General features: G+C 49.9%; 22 protein-coding genes. 1 reads left to right on the top strand and 21 read right to left on the bottom strand.

Annotated elements, in window-relative coordinates:
- Positions 1-102: 102 nt before the first annotated feature.
- The gene (locus tag N4A56_RS01560) at positions 103-456 is read left to right on the top strand and encodes a BrnT family toxin (protein ID WP_295544584.1); all 354 of its coding nucleotides are present in this window, start codon (positions 103-105) and stop codon (positions 454-456) included.
- 119 nt (positions 457-575) lie between these two features.
- On the opposite strand, the gene N4A56_RS01555 is transcribed toward N4A56_RS01560, so the two are convergent.
- The 21 genes from N4A56_RS01555 to N4A56_RS01455 all read right to left on the bottom strand — a co-directional run bounded on the left by N4A56_RS01555 (position 576) and on the right by N4A56_RS01455 (position 23076).
- Positions 576-1445 (bottom strand): hypothetical protein, encoded by an 870-nt coding sequence (locus N4A56_RS01555; RefSeq protein ID WP_295544583.1) that lies wholly within the window; start codon positions 1443-1445, stop codon positions 576-578.
- A gap of 5 nt (positions 1446-1450) precedes the next feature.
- Positions 1451-1720 (bottom strand): hypothetical protein, encoded by a 270-nt coding sequence (locus tag N4A56_RS01550; protein WP_295544581.1) that lies wholly within the window; start codon positions 1718-1720, stop codon positions 1451-1453.
- Between the two features lie 80 nt (positions 1721-1800).
- A complete protein-coding gene (locus tag N4A56_RS01545; RefSeq protein ID WP_295544579.1) occupies positions 1801-3897 on the bottom strand; it encodes a DNA topoisomerase III in 2097 nt (698 codons plus the stop codon).
- 64 nt (positions 3898-3961) lie between these two features.
- A complete protein-coding gene (locus N4A56_RS01540; protein ID WP_295544577.1) occupies positions 3962-6277 on the bottom strand; it encodes a zincin-like metallopeptidase domain-containing protein in 2316 nt (771 codons plus the stop codon).
- Positions 6267-6494, bottom strand: a complete 228-nt coding sequence (locus tag N4A56_RS01535; protein ID WP_293667827.1) for a hypothetical protein — start codon at positions 6492-6494, stop codon at positions 6267-6269. The genes N4A56_RS01540 and N4A56_RS01535 overlap by 11 nt, the downstream gene beginning before the upstream one ends.
- Positions 6495-6507: 13 nt before the next feature.
- A complete protein-coding gene (gene traF / locus N4A56_RS01530) occupies positions 6508-7017 on the bottom strand; it encodes a conjugative transfer signal peptidase TraF (RefSeq protein ID WP_295544574.1) in 510 nt (169 codons plus the stop codon).
- A complete protein-coding gene (locus N4A56_RS01525) occupies positions 7014-9083 on the bottom strand; it encodes a type IV secretory system conjugative DNA transfer family protein (protein ID WP_295544573.1) in 2070 nt (689 codons plus the stop codon). Before N4A56_RS01525 ends, traF begins: the two co-directional genes overlap by 4 nt.
- 3 nt (positions 9084-9086) lie before the next feature.
- Complete coding sequence (locus N4A56_RS01520) at positions 9087-10331, bottom strand: TrbI/VirB10 family protein (RefSeq protein WP_295544572.1); 1245 nt, start codon at positions 10329-10331, stop codon at positions 9087-9089.
- A gap of 8 nt (positions 10332-10339) precedes the next feature.
- Positions 10340-10939, bottom strand: a complete 600-nt coding sequence (locus N4A56_RS01515; protein ID WP_295544570.1) for a tail fiber protein — start codon at positions 10937-10939, stop codon at positions 10340-10342.
- 28 nt (positions 10940-10967) lie between these two features.
- Positions 10968-12044 (bottom strand): shufflon system plasmid conjugative transfer pilus tip adhesin PilV, encoded by a 1077-nt coding sequence (gene pilV, locus N4A56_RS01510; protein ID WP_295544649.1) that lies wholly within the window; start codon positions 12042-12044, stop codon positions 10968-10970.
- A gap of 76 nt (positions 12045-12120) precedes the next feature.
- Positions 12121-12564, bottom strand: a complete 444-nt coding sequence (gene pilM, locus N4A56_RS01505; RefSeq protein ID WP_295544568.1) for a type IV pilus biogenesis protein PilM — start codon at positions 12562-12564, stop codon at positions 12121-12123.
- Positions 12561-13841 carry an ATPase, T2SS/T4P/T4SS family gene (locus tag N4A56_RS01500; RefSeq protein WP_295544566.1) on the bottom strand — a complete coding sequence of 427 codons (1281 nt, stop codon included), beginning with the start codon at positions 13839-13841 and terminating at the stop codon, positions 12561-12563. Before N4A56_RS01500 ends, pilM begins: the two co-directional genes overlap by 4 nt.
- An 8-nt stretch (positions 13842-13849) precedes the next feature.
- Positions 13850-14392, bottom strand: a complete 543-nt coding sequence (locus N4A56_RS01495; RefSeq protein ID WP_295544564.1) for a type 4 pilus major pilin — start codon at positions 14390-14392, stop codon at positions 13850-13852.
- Positions 14393-14401: 9 nt separating this feature from the next.
- Positions 14402-15472, bottom strand: coding sequence for a type II secretion system F family protein (locus N4A56_RS01490; RefSeq protein ID WP_295544562.1), 1071 nt, complete (start codon positions 15470-15472; stop codon positions 14402-14404).
- 3 nt (positions 15473-15475) lie between these two features.
- Entirely contained in the window at positions 15476-17071 is a 1596-nt protein-coding gene (locus N4A56_RS01485; protein WP_295544559.1) for an ATPase, T2SS/T4P/T4SS family, read from the bottom strand.
- A gap of 3 nt (positions 17072-17074) precedes the next feature.
- Positions 17075-17752: a hypothetical protein gene (locus N4A56_RS01480; protein ID WP_295544557.1), complete on the bottom strand. Its 678-nt coding sequence runs from the start codon at positions 17750-17752 to the stop codon at positions 17075-17077.
- Entirely contained in the window at positions 17739-18962 is a 1224-nt protein-coding gene (gene pilO2, locus N4A56_RS01475; protein WP_295544554.1) for a type 4b pilus protein PilO2, read from the bottom strand. Before pilO2 ends, N4A56_RS01480 begins: the two co-directional genes overlap by 14 nt.
- Before the next feature lie 76 nt (positions 18963-19038).
- On the bottom strand, positions 19039-20529 hold the full coding sequence (locus tag N4A56_RS01470) for a type II secretory pathway component PulD-like protein (RefSeq protein ID WP_295544552.1): 1491 nt from the start codon (positions 20527-20529) through the stop codon (positions 19039-19041).
- Positions 20530-20531: 2 nt separating this feature from the next.
- Positions 20532-21311 (bottom strand): TcpQ domain-containing protein, encoded by a 780-nt coding sequence (locus N4A56_RS01465; protein ID WP_295544550.1) that lies wholly within the window; start codon positions 21309-21311, stop codon positions 20532-20534.
- Positions 21308-22390 carry a P-type conjugative transfer protein TrbG gene (trbG, locus tag N4A56_RS01460; protein WP_295544547.1) on the bottom strand — a complete coding sequence of 361 codons (1083 nt, stop codon included), beginning with the start codon at positions 22388-22390 and terminating at the stop codon, positions 21308-21310. Before trbG ends, N4A56_RS01465 begins: the two co-directional genes overlap by 4 nt.
- A 35-nt stretch (positions 22391-22425) precedes the next feature.
- Positions 22426-23076, bottom strand: coding sequence for a type IV secretion system protein (locus N4A56_RS01455; RefSeq protein ID WP_295544545.1), 651 nt, complete (start codon positions 23074-23076; stop codon positions 22426-22428).
- Between the last annotated feature and the right edge of the window lie 19 nt (positions 23077-23095).

The raw sequence follows: 23095 nt of genomic DNA, 5'->3' as shown, positions 1-23095 counted from the left end.
CATCATTTGCTCGCAACGTCAACCTTGAGATTTGGCTAATGTCAAACAATCTACTGCATAAATAGCACTCATTTTTTTACTTAGTTCATATTGGGAGGAAATATGTGCGACCAGAATGTCCGCTTTATTCCAGGAGTTACTTCTGTGGAGTATGACCCAGAAAAAGAGGATACAAATATTGCAAAGCATGGGTATAGTTTAAGTTGTGCTGTCGATTTAATAGAAGCATGGATTCTTTTGCAACAAGGTGCTTTGTGGCAAGTTTACGAAAGAAATGAAGAAGAACGTTTCAGTATGCTTACCGAGTATCAAGATGGACTAGTACACCTGACTGCAACAATGCGTGATAATGATGTAGTTCGGGTAATTTCCATGCGAGATGCAAGCCGTACAGAGCGGCAAGAGTATGAAGAAACTCCTCCGCAAGTTGACCTTAAAGCATTATTAGGTTGTTAATAGATAAAAGTGCAAGCATGTCAGTCAAAATTAAACGACCGAAAAGCCCCCAGTTTCATGTTGAAACTGGGGGCATCATTAATTGGGGAGTGCCATGACTTTCTCATGAAATTTTTAGCTTATAGCAATGATCCTAAAATGTTTCGAGCGAGAGGTACCAGTTCTTCTTTACGAGGACGTTTTTCGTCAGGCACATGGAGAAGTGACTGGAAGAATTTGTGATCGAACTCGATCAACTTAGTGACAATGTTTTTTGAAGACTCTGAAATAACAAGTTTCATAGTTTCTAGAAGGTCACCGTTAGCATCATTTTTTCTTTGATGGTCAGTAAACCAAAAATTAATATCTGAATATGCTTTGGTAGTTAGCACACCGTTCTCATTGAAAGATATGTTTGAATTTGCAGATTCAATTAATTTTTTCAGCTCTGGGTTGGTTATTTTCCTTCCCCAAAGTTTTTGATTGTTCGACATGTAAGCAAACATCCAGGGAACATTCAAGAAGTTCGCTCCTTGGTACAGATACCCCTCTGCAGCCTTGTATGCTGTTAGCATATCTGTAGCGAGTTTTTTTGAAAGATATATACCTGTTTGTTCTTTAAAGATGTATGCCACCTGGTCAAAGTGTTCAACTAGTTGATTCAACATCCGTTTTTCACGGTCAGTTATTTTTTCTCTCGTTTGATTTTTATTTAAACTTAGCTTGTGAGAGGCGTATGGGCAAAAGTCGTATGCCAATTGATCATATTGAGCCAACTTGCGAATAGTTTTTTTTACGTGTTTTCCGAAGGGTTTTTCTGTATGTTTTGATGGAGTGTACAATCCAATTATTTGTATTGGATTTTCACAGGCAGGGCATACTGCATAGTACACTGCTTTGCCGCCACTATTTTGATAATTTGGTGTACGGCGACGTGTCTGGAACTCGAAGTTATTTTGAGAAATTTGATACGCTTTGTCGTCAGTAATATTGGCTTTAAAAAGCTTCATTGTGTCTATTCTCGCTGTATGGGAAAAAAATTGTGGCGGTTAGCAACTTCATTCCACCATTCATCTGGTAAAGGTGGGATGTATCCTTGCATTTCAGCTAAATTCAGACATTGCAAAATAGTACGTAAGCCAATAGAAAAATGATGAAAAGAGTCTTCCATTGCAAAGATTACTTCTTCAGAGCAAGTGGGGCATCCTGAAAAATCATCATTTTGTGTTATTGCCTTTTCTGATTGGAGGGCTGCATGATTCGCGATTACGTCTTCACGAGACATATTTAATTCTCCTAATTAGTATTAAAATTTGTATTGTTATGTCGAGCGAATTTTATTGAGAGTAGGTTGTAAGGTACTCCCTACCTCCCAAACGCCACACCAGGCTTACCGTCATCATCACTCCTAAGCGGATGTTCTTTATCCGCACACACCCAGAAGAACTTGCCTTTCTTTTTCTTTGATTCGAAACGGCGCATCATTTTGTCGCAATCTTCTTCGGGGCAAGGGGCTTCTGGAAGGTTTGCTTTCGGCTTGCGTGTTCTAGGCTTTCCTTTTTCATCTGGTAGAAAGACAGGCTTGTCGTGCTCGAAGCAGGCCCAGAAGAATTTGCCCTTTTCCTTTTTCGATGGAAGACGACGCAAGCCTTTACCGCATTCAGGGCAAGGGTGGCCTTGAAGGCCAGCGCCGGCGGATTCGGTGATGGGGGTGATGATTACCGGTAGCAAGTGAGCCTGATCGGCCATGAATGTGTCGAATTGCTCTGAGCCGTCGGCAATGGCGCTCAGGCGGGACTCCCAGAGTGCTGTTGTAATCGGGTCTTTCAATTGCTCTGGAGTCAGTGCGATGATGTTCCGGCCGAGGTCTGTCGAAATCAGATTTTTTTTATCGGCTTTGATGTAGCCGCGCTGTTTTAGCGTTTCGATGATACCGGCGCGTGTGGCTTCGGTGCCGATCCCTTCGTTTTCCTTCAGTGTTTTTTTTGCTTCTGCATCATCAATGAAGCGGTGGATGCTGGCCATAGCCGCGATAAGTGTGCCCTCTGTGAACTTTGCAGGGGGCTTTGTCTGTTTCAGATCAACTTTTGACTCCACGCAGGAAACTTCATCGTCCTTCTGAACTGCCGGCAGTGGCTGTTCTTCAGGTTGCTTGTCGAACTTTGTCCAGCCGGCATCAAGTGTAGTCTGGCCGGTGGTTGCCCATGTGTAGTCGGCGATTTCGGCGATGATCTTTTTCGCTTCATATGTGCGTGGTAAGTGAAACTGAAGGGCGTAGGTCGTGCTGATCAGCTCGAAGAGTTTTGCTTCTCCGTCCGGAAGATCAGCCGGCACTTGTCCTGTCGGAATGATGCCGTGGTGCGCTGTTACCTTTTTTGTGTTCCACGCTTTCGACTTCAGCTCCGGATTTGCTTCTTCAAAGACCGGAGTAGAAGAGAGCGCCTGCAGGATGCGTCCAGCATCGTCGAATTGCTCTTCCGGAAGATAACGGCAGTCAGAGCGCGGGTACGTCGTCAATTTTTTCTCGTAGAGCCGCTGCGCAATATCCAGAACTTCTTTGGCCGACATGCCGAACTTTGCTGAAGCAGTCTTCTGCAGAGAGGACAGGCAATGCGGCAACGGTGGATGCACGGTCTTTTTCTGTGCAGTCGCCTCAATGATCGTTCCTTGCTGTTCTTTTGCTTCTGCAGCGATCGTTTTAGCTTTTGCTGTGTCGATTAAGCGACCTTCTTCATCGAGTCCTGTCATGTCTTCAGAGGGCTGTAGCTGCGCTTTAAAGGAACCTTCTGCGTGATTCAGTGTAGCTTGCACGACCGCGTATTTTTGTGACTTAAAATTAGCGATCGTTCTGTCGCGTGTAACAATCAAGTTTAGCGTTGGTGTTTGGACTCGGCCAAGGGACAGCACGCCTTGCATGCCTTTTGAGCGGCCGAGAAGTGTCATTGCGCGTGTCGCGTTGATGCCGGTCAGCCAATCCGCTCTGGAACGAGCCAGCGCTGCCTGTGAAAGTGTCGCGTAGTCGCGGTTGTCCTTCAACGAACTTAGCGCTGCAGCAACGGATTTTTCGTCAAGAGATGCAAGCCAGATGCGTTGTGTATTTCCGGCATATCCGAAGTGCTCGAGCACCTCATCGATGAGTAGCTGGCCTTCGCGATCCGGATCACCGGCGTTGACTACAACGTCAGCTTTCTTCAGCAGTTTCTTAATGACGTTGAGCTGTTTGGAAACGCCTTTACGCGGTTTCAACATCCATTGTTCCGGAATAATCGGGAGCGCCTTGGCGTCCCACTTTTTCCATTCCGGATTGTAATCATCAGGGTTTGCCAACTCGAGCAGATGTCCGAAACACCAAGTGACGGTGTCGTCGCCACAAGTGATGTAGCCTTCATGTTTTTTCCCGTTGCCGAGTCCTTCAGCAATAGCGCGGCCAAGAGACGGTTTTTCAGCTATGAAGAGTCGCATATATTTATCCTATGAAATGTAGGTGTAGTAGAGAGGAAGTGAAGGGAGCCGAAGCTCCCTAGGATTAGACAGCTAAAGCTTTATCCTGCTTCTGCGTAAGCGCTTTGCGGATACCGACGTTTAGCTCAACTTTGAGTGCGTCAAGGCCGCGTTCTTGGTGCAAATCGTTGAAGTCCGTCAGTCCCTTTACTTTTTCAGCATCAGTGAACTGTGGAACTACAACGCTGCCGGCAACTGCCTGAGCTGCTGCACGAGCTTTGTTTACGCCAGGATTGTTTGATTGCTTATGATCGTCGTCGGCCATAACTACGATGCGCGAATCCGGATAAGCTTGCTTTAAACGCTTTGCCACTAGCTCGAGGTTTCCAGCATCGAAGGCGACTGCTACAGGTTTGCGTGTGGCTTCGTGGATACTGGCACCGGTCGCATAGCCTTCAGCGATGAGAAGGGGCTGCTTAGGCAAAATATCGCCGTAGTGGCAGATGATGTGGAAAGCACCGGCTTTTTCGCCTCCGGATTCCAGTAGCTTTTTATCTGGCGTAATGGTTTGCAGTGTCTGTATGCGACCGTTTGTGTCGCGACCAGGTACGAGCAAATTGCCTTGGGCATCCACTTTCACTCCGTGGCTCTTCACGCCTTTTTTCTTCAGATATGGCTGATCGTCTGGTGCCCAACCTTTGGCATTGCGCCACTTAGCGTAGGCACGTTTTGCAGCGCGTTCGTGCATCTCTTTGCGCTCAAAATCACGCGCTTGTTGGCGAGCTGCTGCGTTTGCTTTTATATCGGCCATAGCTTCCGGAGAAAGCTTGTGTCCGTTGGCTTTCCAGTTGGTTTTGAATCCGGTTTTGTGATTCTCGATAAAGCCAGCAGGGCGTCCGTCGAGATAACCAGTGTATGCACCGTCTTTAGAAGTAGTCTTGCCGCCTTCGACTGGAACACGGTGCAGTTTACCGTCCATAATGGGAAGACCTTCCATAATAAGACCAGCATCACGGAGCGCTTGGCTAAACTCTTGCTCTGGAGACATTTGAGATTTTGCTTCTTGATGTTTTCCTTTTGGTAGCCATCGGCTGAGAGCGTTCATCTCTGTGCCTTCAGGAGCATACCAGCTCTTTTTGCGACCATCCCATTTAGCACCAAGCTTTTTGGCAGCATTCTTTTCAGAGAAGGGAACGGCTAAGTAAGTTTTAGTCTCGGCGAGTTTCTTCTCAGCCGACCGAGCTGGAACGGAGAGATCAGCGTCCTGCGCTTGCTCTTTAGGAAGCCATTTGTTGAGCGCTTCCGTGTCGGCACCTTCAGGAGCAAACCATTTCTTAGCTTCCTTGTCCCATTTAGCACCGTGCTTTTTGGCAAGGTGTTTTTGCTCATATGGAACGTCCAGATATATTTTTGCCTCTTTCTGTTCAGCGGCAGAGCGCTTATGTTTTACTGCTGGGTGCGTTCCTTCATCCCGCTCCAGTTCAATGTTTTTATCCAGTTGCTCTTCCATCCTGATTCCCTTCTCAAAGCCCAGCATGTGACCTTTTATGCGTTCTGCTGTCTGGCAAGCGCGCATAATCTCGTAAGGATCTTTCTCCAGAACCTTGACCCAACTGTCTACGTAGGAAAGATGCTGACCGCGATTGTACTCAAGGCCGAGTTCCATTGCAGTCATCCAACTGCCGATTTCTGCGTTGAGTTCTTCTCGTGCATACTCCTCAGTTCCCTTTGGTCCAAAAGGACGTTCTGTGCCGTCCCAACGCTTTTCGTGCCCTGTCCAGTGACCAAGCTCATGCAAGGCGGTTGCGTAGTATTTGCTCTGGCTGTCGAACTTGTCTTTAGGCGGTAGTTTGATTTCATCGAAGGTTGGCGAGAAGAATGCGCGGTCGCGTTGGTCGTGGGTAATAGATGCGCCGGAGCCTTCGAGAATCGCTTCACTGCGTTCGTGCGGATTCCAGCTAACATCCCGTCCAGACCATTCAGGTATGCCGTCAATTTGTGTGGCGTGAAACACACTGGCAAAGCGAAGAATAGGGCGTTCTAAGCGCACTTCTTCTTTCTTTGTCTTGCCTTCATCGTCTCGAATAGGTTTTCCGTCATCATCAACTGCATCCACTTCTTTTGTGAATTGCCAGAAGACTACAGGGCGGGCTTTTGACCCTTTTTTAATGCGCCACCCTTCTTTATTGGCTTGATTAAAGGTTACAAAGCGCGGGTCGTTGAAACCCGAGCGAGCGAGGGAAACAAAGTTTACGCCACTGTAGACAGTACCGGAAACAGGATTAAATGGCGGGTGAAATTCACCAGTTTTCCACGGCTTTTGCCACGGGGCTGTACCTTGCTTCAGGTCTTCAATTATTTGTTCTGCAAACTCCTGATGGAACGGTTTCTTAGACGTCATGATCTTTAATCCCCACTTCTTTTATGGTTTTAGCAAGTAGATCATGGTCGATAGGCTTATCAATATCTGCAAAGAGTAGTGCTACTTCTTCAAACGCGCCCATGTGTTCAGCAACATCCGGGTCAACAGGAACTCCTTCACTAAACTCCGACAGCTCAGTAGCATCTTTATCGGCTTGCATAGCGGCATCGTGTAAATAGTTGTTCTTGGTTGTCATGACTAAACTCCAGTTAGTTAAAGGTGAAAATCGGGATGACTTTGTGGAGCGTCCTTGCGTCTACAAGTCCAAAATATCGGCTGTCAAAACTGTTTGGATTGTACGTTGAGAGCATGAGCGCCTTGCCGGCCGGAATGATGCCAGCCTTCAATCTACGTGGTAACGGTCGTCCGTTGCTGTCATGCGTTTTAATCGTGAGTGCATAACGCTTGCTGTTCACCTGAATCCCGTCCGGATGCAGAGTTATGATGTCTCCTGCTGTGCCGGCTAATTTCTTCAAAAGAGGCTTCCGGCCGGAAGGACATAATGAGCTGGAGCCAAGGTAATTTCGTTCTTCTGCCAGCTCGCGATATTCGTTTTCCGGAGAAAGGCAGAAGCTTGCTAAATCTCCACGCTTTGGTGGTTCAGCAACAGTCTTATAGACTCCGAAAGGCAACGAGCGTGTTGTGTTAATGCGATAACCGGCATTGTGCGCTGCAGCGAATAGTCCGGTAAGTATGACAAGCCTTATGAACCATTTCATGCGGACTCCTGTTCATCGAAAGTTGGTTCGTCAAAGCTAGGCTCTTCAAAGTCTGGTTCCTCGAAGTCCGGCTCTTCACCATCAAAATTCGGTTCTTCAAAATCATATTCGTCGGAGTCAGAATTAGTAATTGGCAACACTTTTGATTGTGCGGCTGCGTTTACGTCATAAACAAGCAGCTGCTCCTCTCGTGCTTCTCGTTCCTGTGGCGTTTCAGTAATTCTGTCTGACATTGCAGGTGTTGGCACAAGGGCGCGCTGCGAGAATACCGGGTCAAGGAAATAGAGAATTTGTTTACCGTAGATGGGGTAGAAGCCGGCCGGAAATAGAAGCATGTGGCCAGATTCAACAATTTTTCCTGAGCCGTCTTTGACGGCACCAGGAAGGCGCATACACTCGTCAGGTGTAAGGAGCGCGCGACCTGTTTCAGACATACTTACGCTTGCTCTTCCGAGATGACCGGAACGGTTTCCGGAGAGCGATGTTTTGCGCGTAACGATGGTCGTTTTTCCTGTCATATCGGAAAGGACTTTTGCGGTTTCAATCTTGTTCGGCGCATAGGCTATGCGGATGTGGCAGTTACTCATGATGCTTTCGTCTTTGGTATACGCTGCATGAAGCTGCGTTAAATCCTGCACGATGAAGTACGTTTTCAGGCCGTAACCAGCCATGAACGCGAGAGAGCGCTCGAAGATTTCTAGTTTGCCGAGCGATGTGAATTCATCCATCATGAGTAGGAGGCGGTAATTATAACCTGCAACGGATTGACCTTCTGCAAACTCCATTTCTTCGGTTAAACGGCGTAGGATGATGTTAAGAATAAGACGGATGAGCGGGCGCAAGCGATCGATGTCTGAAGGACGAATAACCAAGTATAGCGACGTGGCAGAATCTCCATTCATAAGATCGCTGATTCTGAAATCGCATGCTGCGGTATTGGCGGCAACGATGGGGTCACGGTACAAAGCCAGATTTGCAACTGCGGTGGATACAACGCCGGAAAGCTCGTTTTCCGCTTTGTTCAACATCTCGCGGGCTGAAGAAGCAATGAAGATATGCACGGCATCAGCTTCACTCTTGTTCGCGCCTAAAAATTCTTCCAGTATTTTGCCGTGATCGAAAATGAGCATCTCCTGCAGGAGTACTGCATTCTCTTTCTCCGGATCAGCAAGCATGAGGGACAGGTCACTTAGTGTGGCAGTCCTATTTTCTTTTCTGCGAACCTCAATCAGGCAATGAAGGATAGCGCCACCCAGCAGGGCGAATGCGGCTTTGTTCCAGTAATCCTTTAATCCTTTGCCGTCAGGGTCAACGATCATACTGGCGATGTTTTGTGTGTCAGGAATAGCGTGTGCTGTATGCAGGCGAATTTCTTCCAACGGGTTAAAGCGAGCACCAGTTCCTTTACTATCAGTTGGTTCAAAGCGCAGAACGCGCTGCCCCTGTTTTTGACGCCAACCGGATGTTAGCGCCCAGTTTTCTCCTTTGATGTCGAGAATGATCGCGCTTTCGAGCCAGCTCAAAAGAGTAGGGAGTACAAGGCCGACGCCCTTACCGGAACGGGTTGGTGCAAACGCAAGAACATGCTCCGGCCCATTGTGACGCAGGTAGTGTAACTTTTGTGTTTTAGGATCTTCCCATCCGCCGACATACACGCCTTCTGTTGCGAAGAGTCCTGCTTTCTGAATATCCTTTTTCTTTGCCCACCGTGCAGAACCGTGCAACAGTTTGTAGATTTTTGGTGAGTGCATGAAGAGTTGCCAGATGCCAAATATAAGGATTAGCGGCAGCGCAAATGCGACTTGCCCTTTCTGCGTGGCAGCATCAATAGCTTGCTGTGCCTGCGGGAATTGATTTGCCCAAATAATGATATTCCATGGGGTGTAATACGTACCAAAAAGAGGCGCGCCGAGTGCTTCATGGTGTCTGTACATTGCTGCAACTTCCTGTGTTGCAATACTCATGGCGAAGAGTACCAGACAGAGCAGCACAAGTAGATAAACATAGAGCCATGCTCCGGAACGTCCTTCTCTTTTCTCGTGGAGTCCGTATGATTGTTCTTTCATGCGTTACCTCCAGTTGGTGTATGGAGCGCGAAATACAATGTCTTTGATGACAACCATGTTGAAATGGCTTCCAGGGCGAATGGTTAGTGTGGGCTGAATGTTCAGATTCTTTTGCAGCACCTTTAAACTGGTTTGCCCGAGCTGGCTGGCGAGAGCAGAGCCTAATTCGTCCTGCAGGGATGGTTTGTCGTTTTGCGCGGTGCTACTTTTGAAGGTGTCAGAAGCATAAGCGCTGACGCCAGAAAGTACGCTCATGATGACAGCAGAACCGTAGATGCGGAGGTAGTGGTTGTTGGTTTCGTCCTCAACTCCACTATACCCAGCGATGTCAGCGCCCGGCATAGAGCCAAGCGTGATGGACGAGCCATCTGGAAACACAATGCGGTTCCATGCAATGAGCAAACGCGACTGGCCTGTAACAATACGAGAGTCGTACACGCCGATCATCCTGCTGCCTTGCGGAATAAGGAGATGCTGTTCGTTTGCAGTGGCGTACACATTCTGAGAAACTTGCCCGATAATTTGCCCTGGTAAGTCTGAATTGATTCCGGAGAGCATAATGCCGGGGATTAAGGCTCCTGTTTTCAACTCAAACGGAGAGCCGGCTGTTCGGCTATGTGGCAGCGTCCATTGCGTTGTTCCTTTGGAACGAGAAGAAAGAAACGTCTCTTTGTCGCGTTGATCAGCAGGGTCATAGGATTCATTCGTTGCAATAGAGGACATATTCATACCTTCCGCAGGAGGTACGATAGTAAGGGCTGCTTCGGGCAGGTTGCTTTGTGACACAGCAGTTTCGGATACAACCTGTTTTTCGTTGATAACAGGGATAGACGAACTAGTTTCCAGTGGTGACGTGTATGCTTTTCGCAATTGCTCCCATTTGATTTTGCGAAGTTCTGCTAGCTCACGGTTTTTCAAAGCTAATGCTGGATTTCTTGTTGATGTTGGAACAACAACTATTTGCTCAGGTTGGTACTCGTCTTTAGCAGGTTCTGGTTGTGGCGTTGGGATAGCTAGGCCAGCAGAGTTACCCGGGTTAACCACAGGAAGTTTATTGTCTGGCGGTGCTGGGGCATTTTGCTCTTCCTGCATTTTAACTGTTTTCGTTGTTGAACGATCAACTTCCATTGCAAGAAATATGAGTAAGCCAAGCCCTATCGCGAATATTACGTACAGCAAGTTTTTATTTAACTTGGTGACTCGTACCTTCGGGCGGTCATAGCTTTGAGGGTCTGGAGTATCTGACATAAGGTTACCTATTTAGCCCTGATGATATACATAACGGCAATGTTGCGTGGCCTGTTTTCATCTGCCGTCGGAACTTGAGAATCGGCAGAAAATCGTATTTTTTTTGTAGAACTTGAATGCCAGGCACTTTGACTGCCCCATCCTCCACGGGATGAACCACTGATTGAAAACGCACCTTCTGCATCATTAATGACGTATGTCCGCTCATCCGTAGAGGTCTTTGAGTTGAATTTGCCGGCCCAAAATTCACCGCTAATATTTCTGATCGCATCTCCCTGTGTTGACCCCACAGAGCCGCGTCCGTTACCAGCGCCACGTAAAAATTCACCATCATAGTTAGGGACTCTGTTGTTACCGAGAGCTTTGTACAGTTTAGGATATGAGCTGGTGGAAAAACTTTGTCCGTTACAGCGTAGGTAATTTTTAGGTACAGAAGAACGTGGCCAAGCGACCACACTGCCTATAGCAAGTCCGGTCGGTTCTGCTTTTACTGTAACAGCCGTGGGGTTGAAGCTTGTTGCGTCGTCAGCGTTTGCAAACGAGACGGCAAAGGTGATTGCCAGCGTGACAAGTACATATATTGAAATCCTGACGAATCGTTTTTTCATTACAATTTCTCCAAATGATTAAATGTAATTAATTATTTGCTTCCTTGGCACAGAAGGTCTGCACGTTCATGCGGGCATAGTTTGAAGTCGGGAATTGATAACCTTCATCCTCGTCAGTTTTGACTCGAAGCTTCACTTCCCATTCATCGCCTAAGTCCAGTGACCATGACTGAAATGTGACAATTGGCTTTGCCAGCGCTTTTTCGGCAACGATCGTTGGACTGACAAAGATTGCGGGTGCGGTGTTGGTTCCTTCAGGACACTCGGGCTTTTTGAACCGGTCGCCGTTTGCAGCAAGCGCTGTGGTACGAACAAGATCTGTATTGCCAGTGTCTGCCACGGTCTGCGCTTTTTGATCGCGGCAAAGATAGAGGCCATAATCGTTGTGGAGGAATACGCGGCCTTCATCCTCCGGAGAGTTGCAGAAGTCTGCCGGCAGCGTGTCGTGTTTTGTGAACTGGACTTCATCAACATTGCGTATGGCGTGGTCGGTCATGTCCAGTTCGGTGTACATCTCGTTGAGTTCCGGCTTGCCCGGTATTTCAAAGCGGTAAAGATAGTCCTGCCGGATATCTCTGTCGTCCATGAAGACCATTGCCCCGATGTGTCCCGGTTCCGGTACCGGAACGTTGGTGCCGGCAAGGGGAAAGACCCATCCACTGTAAATTCCGCGTAACTCTTCGTTGCTTTGACCAGGTAGTGTGCCTGTCGGAATAAAGCCGGCATCACCGCCGGAAAGCGCTGCTGTTGCCGGTACTGTTGTGTTGGCGAATTTGGGACTGTCCGGTGAATATGTACGGCCGCCGTATGTGAGCACTACTGGCTGCAACGAGCCTTGTGCCGGCTCAAAAACGAATACTTTGTATGTCTGCCCCCAAGGGTTGACGCTGTTAAACGTATCCGTGAGGAAACCTTCCGTCCGGAGAGTGGCGAAATCTACTTCAGTACCCTGAGTTGCAGAAGCTGTGGCAGCCAGCTCCGCGTAGTGTTCTTTGGTGTACTTGGAGACAGCCGCCACAACGCTGGAAAGGTGGGTTGCTACAGCCCGCTGCCTTATCCGTTCAAGGCTGTCATCAATAAGCTGGGTGAGCATAGGCAGCATCATCAAAAATATGATGATTGAGGCCAGCACGCCCGGCAGGGTGAAGCCTGCTTCCTTGTGCGGTTTTGGTTGCTGTGGATTACGGGTGGACATGCGGCCTCCGTATAATGACAGTGACAATGTTATTTTCCGGAATAAAAGCGGGCAGCGCTGTTCCGGAGCCGTTGATGGATTCCAGTCGTCCGGCTTTTTTAACTCCGACGGCAAAGCTGCCTTTAAAGAGAGACTGGATAGCTGTGGCCTCGTATGCAGAGGCTTCGCCGTAGACGTAGACGTGATTGCCGACGATGCGGTTTTTCCAGTCGCGCAAAGCCCGCCAGTGAACTGGTAGGCCGAGCGCGGCTGTAGAGAGTATTCCGGTGCTGGACGGATGCTTCACTGCATAGTGAATGACCTGATTGCGGTAGACGGCATAGTTGGTCGCCATTGCGTTATCAGCATCCTGGTCTTGCCCGTAAGGGATGATGGATTGCGTAAGGGCAAGCACACCGAGAAGGAACGTCAGCACAGCCAGTGCCTTCATATATCCTCCGTTGATTTAGAGAACATGACGTTGTTTTCCTGCTCCAGAATGATGTCCTGCAACGCGGAGTGATCGTTTTTACGTATGACAGAACGGATGTTCTGGGATTTGTCAGACAGAAGAAGGAACTCCGGCGTGGTCACTTTCCAGCTCTTTTTGTCATCGGACGGGACAAGCTCCTGATGGATAACTGCAAGCAGAGAATCAGAAAGATTCAGTGCCGCAGCTTCGCCGAGTTCTTCCCGCGCCCATGTCAGCAGTCTGTCGAGCGCAGCGCAGATGCTGGTGCCGTGGATGGTACTGACAATAATCTGCCTGTTTGAGCTGAGGCTGATCCTGAGCAGCTCACTTGCTGTGATTCGGCCGAGCACTTCACCGATGAAGATAATGTCGGCGGTTGAACGGTGGGACACCTGTAAAACAGGTTTTAACTCCTCTTCACTTTCAAGATCGCACTGCCAGCAACTACCGCTTTCACCATGCTTACCGCCAAGCGGCATTTCTGCGGGCATTTCAATACTCAGTCCGTGGCCGCCGAACTCTTCCAGACGCTTCTTGATGAAGGACGCAGCAGAAGTGGTTTTTCCGGAAGCCTGAGCACCGGAGAACAGAATGAGTCCTTTTTTCTGTCTGGGGTTGATAAGCCAGTCTGTAAGCACTTTAGGGATACCGAGTGTTTCCAGATCAGGCACTGCATCAACACCTTTACGCAGTGAGAATGCGTGACCGTTCCCGCTGGCAACGCCGTCAAAGACGGAAACCCTGTAGGATCGCTCTTTAAACTCAATCCGGAACGAGCGCCGGTGGTGCTTTTCAAACTCTGCATTGACAATGTCTCTGAGTTCTTCAATTTCGCCGTGCACTTCTTCAGGAGGCGACAGAACCTGCCTGTCGAACCCTTGCAGACCGCGCATGTAGGTTCCTTCCCCGTTATGCAGAAGGATATCCGAGAACTTCAGGTTATTGAGACTTACCGGTGCATTTTCGGGGAGTTGAATGATCGGCTCCCCCTTGGTAATGGTGAATATGGTGTCTTCAGGCTTGCTGCGTTCAATGCAGACAACGTTATAGTTGTAGTTCTCCACGGCAACAGAGAAAGAGCGTGCCTGCTCGTTCTCCTGCCGTGTCTGTGCAATGGCCTGAGCCAGCGAAGCCACATCCTCTTTAAGCTGCTCATCGTCGGCGTTGTATTCAATGAAATCCTGTTCACTGATGAATACGAAGCGTCCTGAGTTGAACAGCAGGATATTGGAAAATGAGATTTCACTTAGACGCATGGTGAAACCTAGTCGGAAGTGAAGGCGAGAGTGTTTTCATCATCGCACTGTCCGGCCGCTTCAGAGACAATATTATCCTGACTGATACTACTGCCGTTAACAGAAACTTCTTTCCATGAACCGTTCTGGAAGGTTGCCAGTTTTACGCAGGCATTGAGCGGGATTGCTTCAAGAGTAAGAACAAATGTGTTCGGGTCATCGCCTGTAACCACGCTTACATTGCCGTTCCAGCTGTTACGGATGCCGTTGCTCTTCAGCATGCTGTCAGGAATAACACCTGCTTTTTCCGCAATGGCGTTGTTCAGCCCTGTGTAGTCTGGAGAGGATTTGTAAAGCTGTTTCGTCTGCATACGTAGCGTTGAGATTTCACTTTCTGTATCGCCGATTTTCATGTTTTCCAGTGCGCTTGCTACTCCCAATCCAATGCTGGCAAGTGCAACTAGTCCGATAATTAACGCGATAACAATCTCAACCATTGTCCAGCCACCCTGGCGGCGCTGCAGGTCTTCGTAATTTTCAATGTGTTTAATTTGTTCTTCCGGGGTAAACATATGTTGCTCCTATCCGGCAATGTTGCCGAGTTGTTGGTAAAAAGTGGTGGTGAAAAGAACAATAAATCCGATGATCAATCCGATACTGAGCTTCAGAATAAGGTTTAGTGTCTTACAGGTGTACTGGATGCGCTCTATGCCTTCCTCCAGCCATTCTTCAGAAATGGAGTAGAGGCGTTCATGGAACCCCGGCAGTTCGGCGTAGATGAATAAATCTTCGACGATATCCTTGGCCGGAAAGTTGTATCCGGCATCGAGCAATGCCCGACCGAGATTTTTACCTATTGAAAGCTGGGCATGAACTGCCCGCAGACGTTCTTTAAGCCATGGGCTTGATTGTGAAGAGCGAATACCTTCTTCAAGGATGTTGTTTAGCTGTATGCTTGCTTTGAGAAGCGTGGCCAGTGTGAATAGCCATATTGCTCCGTGGATAAGACGATAGATTGACCACGGGGCGATACGGTCGCAGACAGTCCGTGCTTTGCCCGTAAATGAGGGAAGCGTAGCGAACACTGTGACCAGCAGGGCGAAGATGCCCGTCAGAATGATAATGCCGACCGGAGAATCAATGAATTCTGACAGTTGATACATTGCAGCAGCTGCGCCGTTCCACGTTGACGGGTCGGTAATGAGGCTTAACTGCGGCACAACAACGCGGGAAACGATGAGGAACAGAAGCGTGATCAGGCAGAGCAGTAGGATTGGCTCAAAAAGAGCTTCCTGTACTGCGGTCTTGATCTTGTTTTTCAGAACTATAAGCTTGCTGCATAACTCCAGAGAATGAGGAATATCCCCGCTGTTCACGCCGCTTTTTATCAGCATGAACTCTTCTTCGGGAATAGAGCCTTCAAGAGCTGTTGCCAGCGTTCCGCCGGTGAGCATACGTGAGTGTGCTTCCTGCAGAATGAGGGCATGCAGCTGCCGGTGCTCTGCCGCGCGTTCATGCAGTAGTTGCAGAGTTGCCTCAAGGCCGAGGCCGTTGCCTGTCATTGCAGAAAGTTTCTGGTACACTTTGCGCCGTGTGCTGTGACGGAAGCCGAACAGAACTGCCAGCTTCATTACCATGGACGGATTCAGCATAGCTTAGTTTCCCTGTCCGGAGATTTGCTCCAGATCGGAAGCAGTAAGCCTGTAATTGCTGAATACCTTGTCGTAGTTCAGCGGCAGGCCGAGCTTCTTTTCAGTTTCAAGCGGGTCGAGCTGGCCGTCTTCAATAAGCTGAATAGCGTGCTGTACAAAGCTTTTGCCGTTCTGCTCCTCAGTCCAGTGCTTGTGGGCGCTACTGAAGTCGTTGTTACGCAGATGCGTAAGCAGGGCATGGTCAGTCGCAATGACTTCCGCAACAACAGTCTGTTTATGGAATCCTTTATTGTTGCAGTATTCGCAGCCTTCACCGCGGATATAGATTGATTCCATGCGGTTCTTCATATCTACAGCCTTGAGCAGACGCTTAAGCACCGGCTCCGGAAGGTTTTTACGGCGCATAATGTTGTTCCTGTCCATGTCGCGGTACTCGGTGAGCGGCATTTTGCACTCCGGACAAAGGATAGGCACAAGGCGCTGGTGAACCAGCCCTGCGCAAACTGAGTGATCGCAGATGAGTTCTCTCGGATGATCTTTTCCTGCTTCGCTCAACAGGCCGGCCAGTCGGGAGATGATATCAAGAGCACTGGAGGCATGGATGGAAGTCAGCAGGCTGTGTCCGGTCTGAGCTGCATCAAGCGCGGCAAGGGCGGTTAATCCGTTACGAATTTCGCCGATACCGATGAAGTCAGGGTCTGAACGCATGGCACCTTCAATAGCGCGCTTGAAGCTGTCATGCGTCTGGCCGCCGACGTGCACCTGATTGACCCGTTCCATTGGATATTCCGGAGGATCTTCAATGGACATGAACGCCTTGTCTCTGTTCTCGTCAGCACCGCTTTCCAGATAATGCTTATACGCAGTTGTTTTGCCGCTGCCGGTCGGGCCGGAGAAAATAGTCATGCCGGAACGGTTGCTGAGGTAGCGGAAAATAGCGATATGCTCCGGCAGGTAGCCCAGAGCTGTAAAGCGTTCTTCCAGTGAACCTGACACGCCGGTAATGTCGTACAGCAGGCGCAGAGCCATGAAAGTGCCTTTGTCGCCGGATGCCATGAGAGACTGGATAGGCTCTGTGTGAACACGCACAGAATGTACTTCTTTCGGAAGATATTCTCGCTTCATGCGTCCGTCCTGTCTTTCTGTTTCACTGAAAGAAGAGTCGGCTCCCTGTGTCATGGTGTTGTAGATGGTTCTGATCAGGTCTTCCCCGACCTTGGCCGGCAGTGTTCCGGAGTCCTCCATCATCCCCAGATTACGTGTACGGATGGTGCTGAATGAACCGTGGTCGGCTATGTGGATATCCGAAGCGCCGGCCTCGTGAGCTGTTTGAATAAGGTTTTTCCCCATTTCCTGAACCTCACTCTCACTGACAGCTTTGCTGTTTTCGTTGTAGAATCTGGCAAAGTCTTTTGTCGGCAGAGGTTTTGTGTCTTCAATTCCTTTACGCCGGGCGTAACTGATAACGGCGCGCAGTTCGTGGTCGTCTTCCGGAATATCGTTTGAGTAATAGACTGCACCGTCGGCTATGATGACCTTCCCCCGAAGGCATTCCGGCAGCGTGTCGTTATGCATTGATACTTTCTGAGCTTCTTGCATTGCTTATTCCTTAAACCTGAGCATGGAGCCGTCTGAGAGTTGCACATAGTTTTTAGTGATTGCGGAAATTGTTTGCTTTCCTACGGTATCGCCGGCGTACACAGTGCGTGTCGTTCCTTCAAAGCGCAGTGTTGCCGACAGTTTTGTGTCGAGTCCCTGAACAGAGAGCACAACAGGCGGAACCACAGCTTTCTTTTTGACCGCAGGTGCACGCCGCACGGTGCTTTTCGCAGGGCGGTTGTAGCTGCGGAGTTCTTTTTCAATTTCTTTGACCTGCCGTGTTGTCTCTACAATTTGCAGGTCGAGACGCAGCATTCTGAGTTTGGACTTTTTCTGTTCCATTTCACTCATGACAGGAACAGGAAGCGCCGGAGGTGCTTGCGGTTGCAGCGGGGCGGTCGGCTCCGCTTTTTCAGCAACGCTATGTTCCAGCGTTTCCGGCTTCAGTTTTTTCGGCTGCGGAACAATGCCGGCCGGTGCTTCTGTCTGCTTTTCAGTTTGTAAAAGAGGCAGGGGAGCTTCTTCGTCTTTAAAATGCTCCTGAATGTCCCGACTCTGCTGGTGTGCTTTGACCGGAGGGGCAGAGTCCGGCTGCTGTTCTGCACCGGTTGCAGGAACTGCAAAGAGCAGCGCCGTAAGGCACAGGCAGAGCGCGACAGGCCGTGAGTTAACGAACTGCATAGATTTCTCCTGATAGTTTCCATTGGTTTCGGGAATAAGATACGGATGAAATGACAACACCCGGTATTGCATTCAGCTGTTCCGGAAGTGCATCCGGAGCAAGGGCGGAGAAGGGAACACGCGTGAGTGTCCAGTCCGCCTTCTGCCATGGAGCCGGAAACGTTACCGGCTTTCCGAGAACAGGCTTTTCAACATGCACTTCCGGAGGACTCCATGAAAGTGATGCGACGGCTTCTGCGGCTGCCGCGAGCTGAAAGAGCCTGCTGCGTGCATCCGCCTTTGTGATCAGCGCTGCGGGCGGGCGCTCTGCGGCCAGCGTCAGTCTGCTCGATGCGAATGCTTTTTTCGGGTCTTTCCCAAGGCGGACGGAGTCAGAGACAGACGGCAGGCGCGTGAAGCTTGCGGCCGGACTGTACTGCCATTCGGAAAGGAGGTTCCAGCTGGTTCCTGCGTTGGTGCAGGTGACGGCGGAGAGTTCCCAGCCGTTGCTGTAAAGCGGCAATCCCTTTATTGATGAGATGCACAGAAGAGCGGCCTTCTTTGCCTGTGGCTGCGATTGCCAGTACCGGTTGAAGAACTGTTCCGGAGCGTTCCGGATTTCAGCCAAAGTTTTTTCTGCTGTCTGCTCGAGAGCAAGACGCTGCGCCCGTGCGGCTTTACGCAGCTGTTCACTGTGATATTCTTCATACGCTTTGAAGCCGGCACCGCAGAGCAGAATAAGAAGCAGCCAGTAGAATATAGGATGCAACGAACGCTGCTCGAGTGGGCGCAGCTTCTCGGCCGGCTTGATGAGTCCGGAGAGCTGTTCTCGCGTTTCCTCCACTGTTTCAGTCAGCACTTCATATGGAAGCTTACCTTCTGCAATCAGCTCTGCTTCCAGTGTTGCGTCTGTGGGCCAGTCAAAGAATGACTTGTGTTCCTGAAGGCGCTTTTCAGCTTCTTCTTTACTGAGGAACACAGCGTCCCCGTCAGCGTAGATGCGCCCATTTTTTATTGCGCACACCCACCACACAAGCTGACCGTTGCTGGCTTCAAGTAGCATGCGCCCGACCCACGTAGGATGGGAGCGTTTGACCAGAGCGCAGATAAGAGAAGGAACATGTTTAGTCTTGCCTTCTGCTTTACCCAGACCGAATTGGTCACGCCGGATTGCAACGCAGTTGAAGTTACTTTCCGGAATACTGGCAGCACGCGTCGTGATGTGCTGCATTTGCTCTTTCTTTTTTCCGGGGTTGAGCGTCTGCCACCACAGGCCGGCAGCATAGGTTTTACCGTTGAGTTTGACGCTATGCATTGAGGTCTCCGGCAGATTCTACTTCGACCGTAATAACGATGATGCGCTTAACATTCTGGGAGCTGCCTCCGGCCGACAGTAGGTTGAACCCTTCCGAGTCTGTGGCGCTTTCCTGCTCGAATCCACCGAGAACCAGAGTTTCACCCATGTTCATGCTGAACTGCTGGGCAAATGAGCGTGTGGACATTTGCGGCAGCTGAATTGTCTGGTCATTACTGGAGAACTCCACAAGCTTGTCGAGAGAAGAGAGCGACACACTGCACTGTAAGATCACACGACGGCGGTCGAGGATGTGTGGGATAACGCCCATGGCAAAGCCGGGTGTCACTTCTCCGGGGGTGAGTTCGGTACTGGTGCTTTCGTTTGTGCTGGTTGTTTTGGTACCGGCAAGGTAGGCGATACGGCGGTCAACCTGCACTGGAAGGATCTGGTTGTTCATACTGATGCCGCTGCCGGAGGTGAGCAGCGTAGTGCGCCCGTTCTGCTTTAATGCCCGCAACACCGCTTCAGAGCCGGACAGAATGCCGTTACCGAGGATTGTTGCTGTGAGGGTGCTTGCGCCTTCAACAAGCTGGTACGGGTTCACAACACTGGAGACAACGTTAACGCCGGATGTTTCAAGTAAAGCTTTAAGGTTTAGTCCTGCGTCGGTTGTGTCAGACATTTCCAGCGACCAGACATGCACACTCAGCGCGACCTGTTTGCCGAGCTTAGCGTTGATGCTGCTGATGTATTTTTCGATACGGTCAAGCACCGGCGCTGTGTCAGTGACAGTGATCGTGCCGCTTGCCTTGCTCATGGAAACAGAGCCGCGCTTTGAGAGCATGGACTCGATGCCTGTCTTGCATTCAACCCACATGTCTGCCTTGTAGCGGTTCTTGCTTGTCTGTGCTGTCTGGGAAGAGGAGCCGGAGCTTTCGTCGGAACGCGCTTCGGTCTTGTTGGTGATGACGCCTTCATATCCTATTTCACTTGGTGAAGTGAACAGGGTGAATGTCTTCACGCGCAGGTAGGAGAATTCCACAACGCCGTTGCGGTACTCCCAGCTCTGGCCGAAGTGCTGCCCGATGGTGTTGAATAGATTCTCTACCGTGCCTGAATACGTCAGTGTCATGGTGTCGGCTTTAGCGGATGTTGACTCTGCATCACCGGCAGCAGTGTTGTCCGTGGAATATTTGATGCCGAGCGGCACCAGTTCCTGAATCGCATTGATGAGCTGCGGAAGTGTTCCGGAGCGGCGCAGAGTGATGCGCTGTTCAAAGAGAGAGGGCAGCCCTGCGCCTTTGAGTTCGACCGGATCAGCGCCGAGGTATGCCTGATGCACGACATTGACCGTCTGCGGCTGTACGTTCAGCTTAACCTGCTGTGCCTGCGTCTGAATACGTGTCTGCGGTGCGCTGGCGCTGTTCAGGGCGCAGCCCCCGAGGAAGGCGGTACACCCGAGAAGGACAATGCTCAGGACAAGAAAAGAGATCTTCTTCATGACTAATCCTCCCGTACTTCCAGAACTGAGTTCTGCTGGTAAATCGTCACGCGAAGAGCATTCCCCGTGCGGTTCATGCGGGTAACAAGGCGTTTAACGGCACCGGTGAAGGTGTCTTTGAATCTGGCATCCGCCTGCATCTGGAAATCATGTTTGGCCTTCCAGACAAGCTGGTATCCGGCACTTTGCGCCCAGTGTTTAAGTTGCTTTTTGAGGCTGCCTTTTTTGATGCCCCATGTTTTTGTGCCTTCTTCCTCGCCGGTATCAATGACCGCGCTTTGTGAGCCGACAAACGCAAAGAATGCCTCTGTGCTGGTAGCGACACCTTTTTCTGCAAAGCCCGCTTCAGGGGAGTAGGTGTACAGATGAGCAACGCTGTAGCCGTCTGAAAACTTCAGCCGCAGGTAGCCAGACTGTTCTTCAGAAGCTGCGGTTTCCGATGTGATGATGCTGTCCATGATGTAGGAGCACTGGAGGACATCCGTGTCCGCTTCATCTCCGGAGATGGAAAAGCCTTTCTCACGTAGCGCGTTTTCCAGATGGTCGCCGAAGTCATCTTTGTAGTGCAGCCCGACAGTTGTCCGGCCCGGAGGGTAGCGGTCGGCAATTTTCTGTGCTGTGAGCTGCGCCAGTGTTTCCTGTGCTTCGTCCGGAATGTTGGCCATGCCGTTGTAGGAGTTCCATGAATCCATGGAAGGAACCCGTGCTTTTGTCGCACAACCGGAGAGCAGCGCCAGAGCCAGAGTGAGCAGTACGGTGCGGCGTAGAGATTGAGAAATCATTCTTCCTCCTGCTTGGAGATTTCAATTTTTTGCTGTTTGGAGCCAACGCCCGCGATGAGCATGGCTTCTTCGAATATTTCATCCACAATGAGACTCGTGCTTTTTCCTTTGGTGCGGACGCGGTAGTTCACAAGTGCTTCCTGTCCGGCTTTCTGCACCAGTAGTACCGGCAGGTCGCTCTGTGCAGCTTCCTTCGGCAGACGTATGATGGTGCGGGTTCCGTCATTGTAGACTTGCAGCGGCTTCCAGCGTGCTTTTCCGGTTACGTCGTACCCGAAGTCCAGCGTGGATAAATCAATCGAAGCGCCCTTGGTTGTTCGAGCTGTTTTCCATGCCTGCTGTTGTTTTTGTTTTGCAGTCTGCAATTGCATGATGCGGCGTTGTTCATCTGGATACGCAAACCCCACATACGGTGTGTATTTCTTTGCGTCTGACACAAGTTTGATGTGATACACTCGGCGGCTTGTGGGGATTACAACTGTCGTGACCAGCCCATTGTCGATTGGCTTAATGATGACGTGAAGACGTTCACGTCCAGCCATGCCGGACTTTGTAATTTTGTAACGCCAGCGCCCCGTATCACCGAGAATGACATCACGTATTTGTTCGCCTTCTTGCATCTCGATGTCAGCTCCCATGAGAGGGGAGCACACAACAGTGGGAAGGGTGGTTCCGAACGTATACACAAGCTTGCCCTGACTATTCATGTAGGGAGCTACATTCCGGTTCATCCAGCGGGTTGAAAGATCCACAGCTTTCATCTCTTTTGGCATCAACTTCACGGTTGATTTGCTGAGAAATTCCGGGAGTGGCTCCAAGTACATTGCGCCGATATCAGCAGGTGAGTTTGCAACGTATCCGTACTGTCCTGCATCGGAAGACGCGGTACGTTCCGGAGCAAAATACTTGTTCGCCAGCCCTTGCGTTTTTTGCGGCGGTGGAAGTTGATCCAGCGGTGGTAAAGTCACCGCTGGCGGGCTTTTCTGAAGGAGTTGCTCTGCTAAAACAGGGGGCGTAATCCCTGAAATTAGGTAAAGCGAAAGCAGACCCCCTAGAATGTAGGGTTTCGACAAATTCATGGTATGTCTCCTGAATTGTTATGTATTAGGCGATGTTAAGAGCCGAGAAGCTTACTCCACGACAGAGCCGTGATATGCAGGCCGGCCGGATTCTGCATTATCGACGCATCTGTTGTCGCAGGAGTTATGCGGATGCTGACGGTTGCCTCGTAAAGACTGCTTTCGAGAGCAACGCCGGCATGGTTCCGGATGGTTTCTTCCCATTCAATTCGCCAGCTTTCATTGCTGACGGGAAGAGGGATGCCTTTGAGTTTGACATCGACAAGAATATCGCGCCCCCGCACATAGGGACTGTTTGCCTGATACCATCCGCGGATGGTCCCTTTGGCAGAGCCGGTCACAAAAGCAGAAAGTTTTTTAATCATGCGTTCTTGAAGGCTTAAATCTGCGGTTACTGTACGCCAGTTAACGATGCAGTTAGCAATTTCTGCCTGAATAACCCGCTTAGGAATGGTTGTAGCCTCAGTTGCGCGTTGAACCCCGACAGCTTTGCCGAGCTGATCCACTTCAATAACGTATGGCACAACTTTGTATTGTGTCGCTTGGATTACGTTGCCGCTGATGGACAATATCGTAATACAAAGCGTTAAAAACGTAGCAACCTGCCAGTTACGTCTCTGTTTGATGTAACTTCCGTATCGTTCAAGCCATTCTTCGCGGCCTCGTAAGTATTGGGAGGTGGACATAGTGTGTGCCTTTCAGTGG

The organism is Halodesulfovibrio sp. (genome assembly GCF_025210605.1).
Taxonomy (GTDB): domain Bacteria; phylum Desulfobacterota; class Desulfovibrionia; order Desulfovibrionales; family Desulfovibrionaceae; genus Halodesulfovibrio.
Note: the sequence above shows the minus strand (reverse complement) of the source record. Positions and strands in the feature narration are given on the sequence as shown.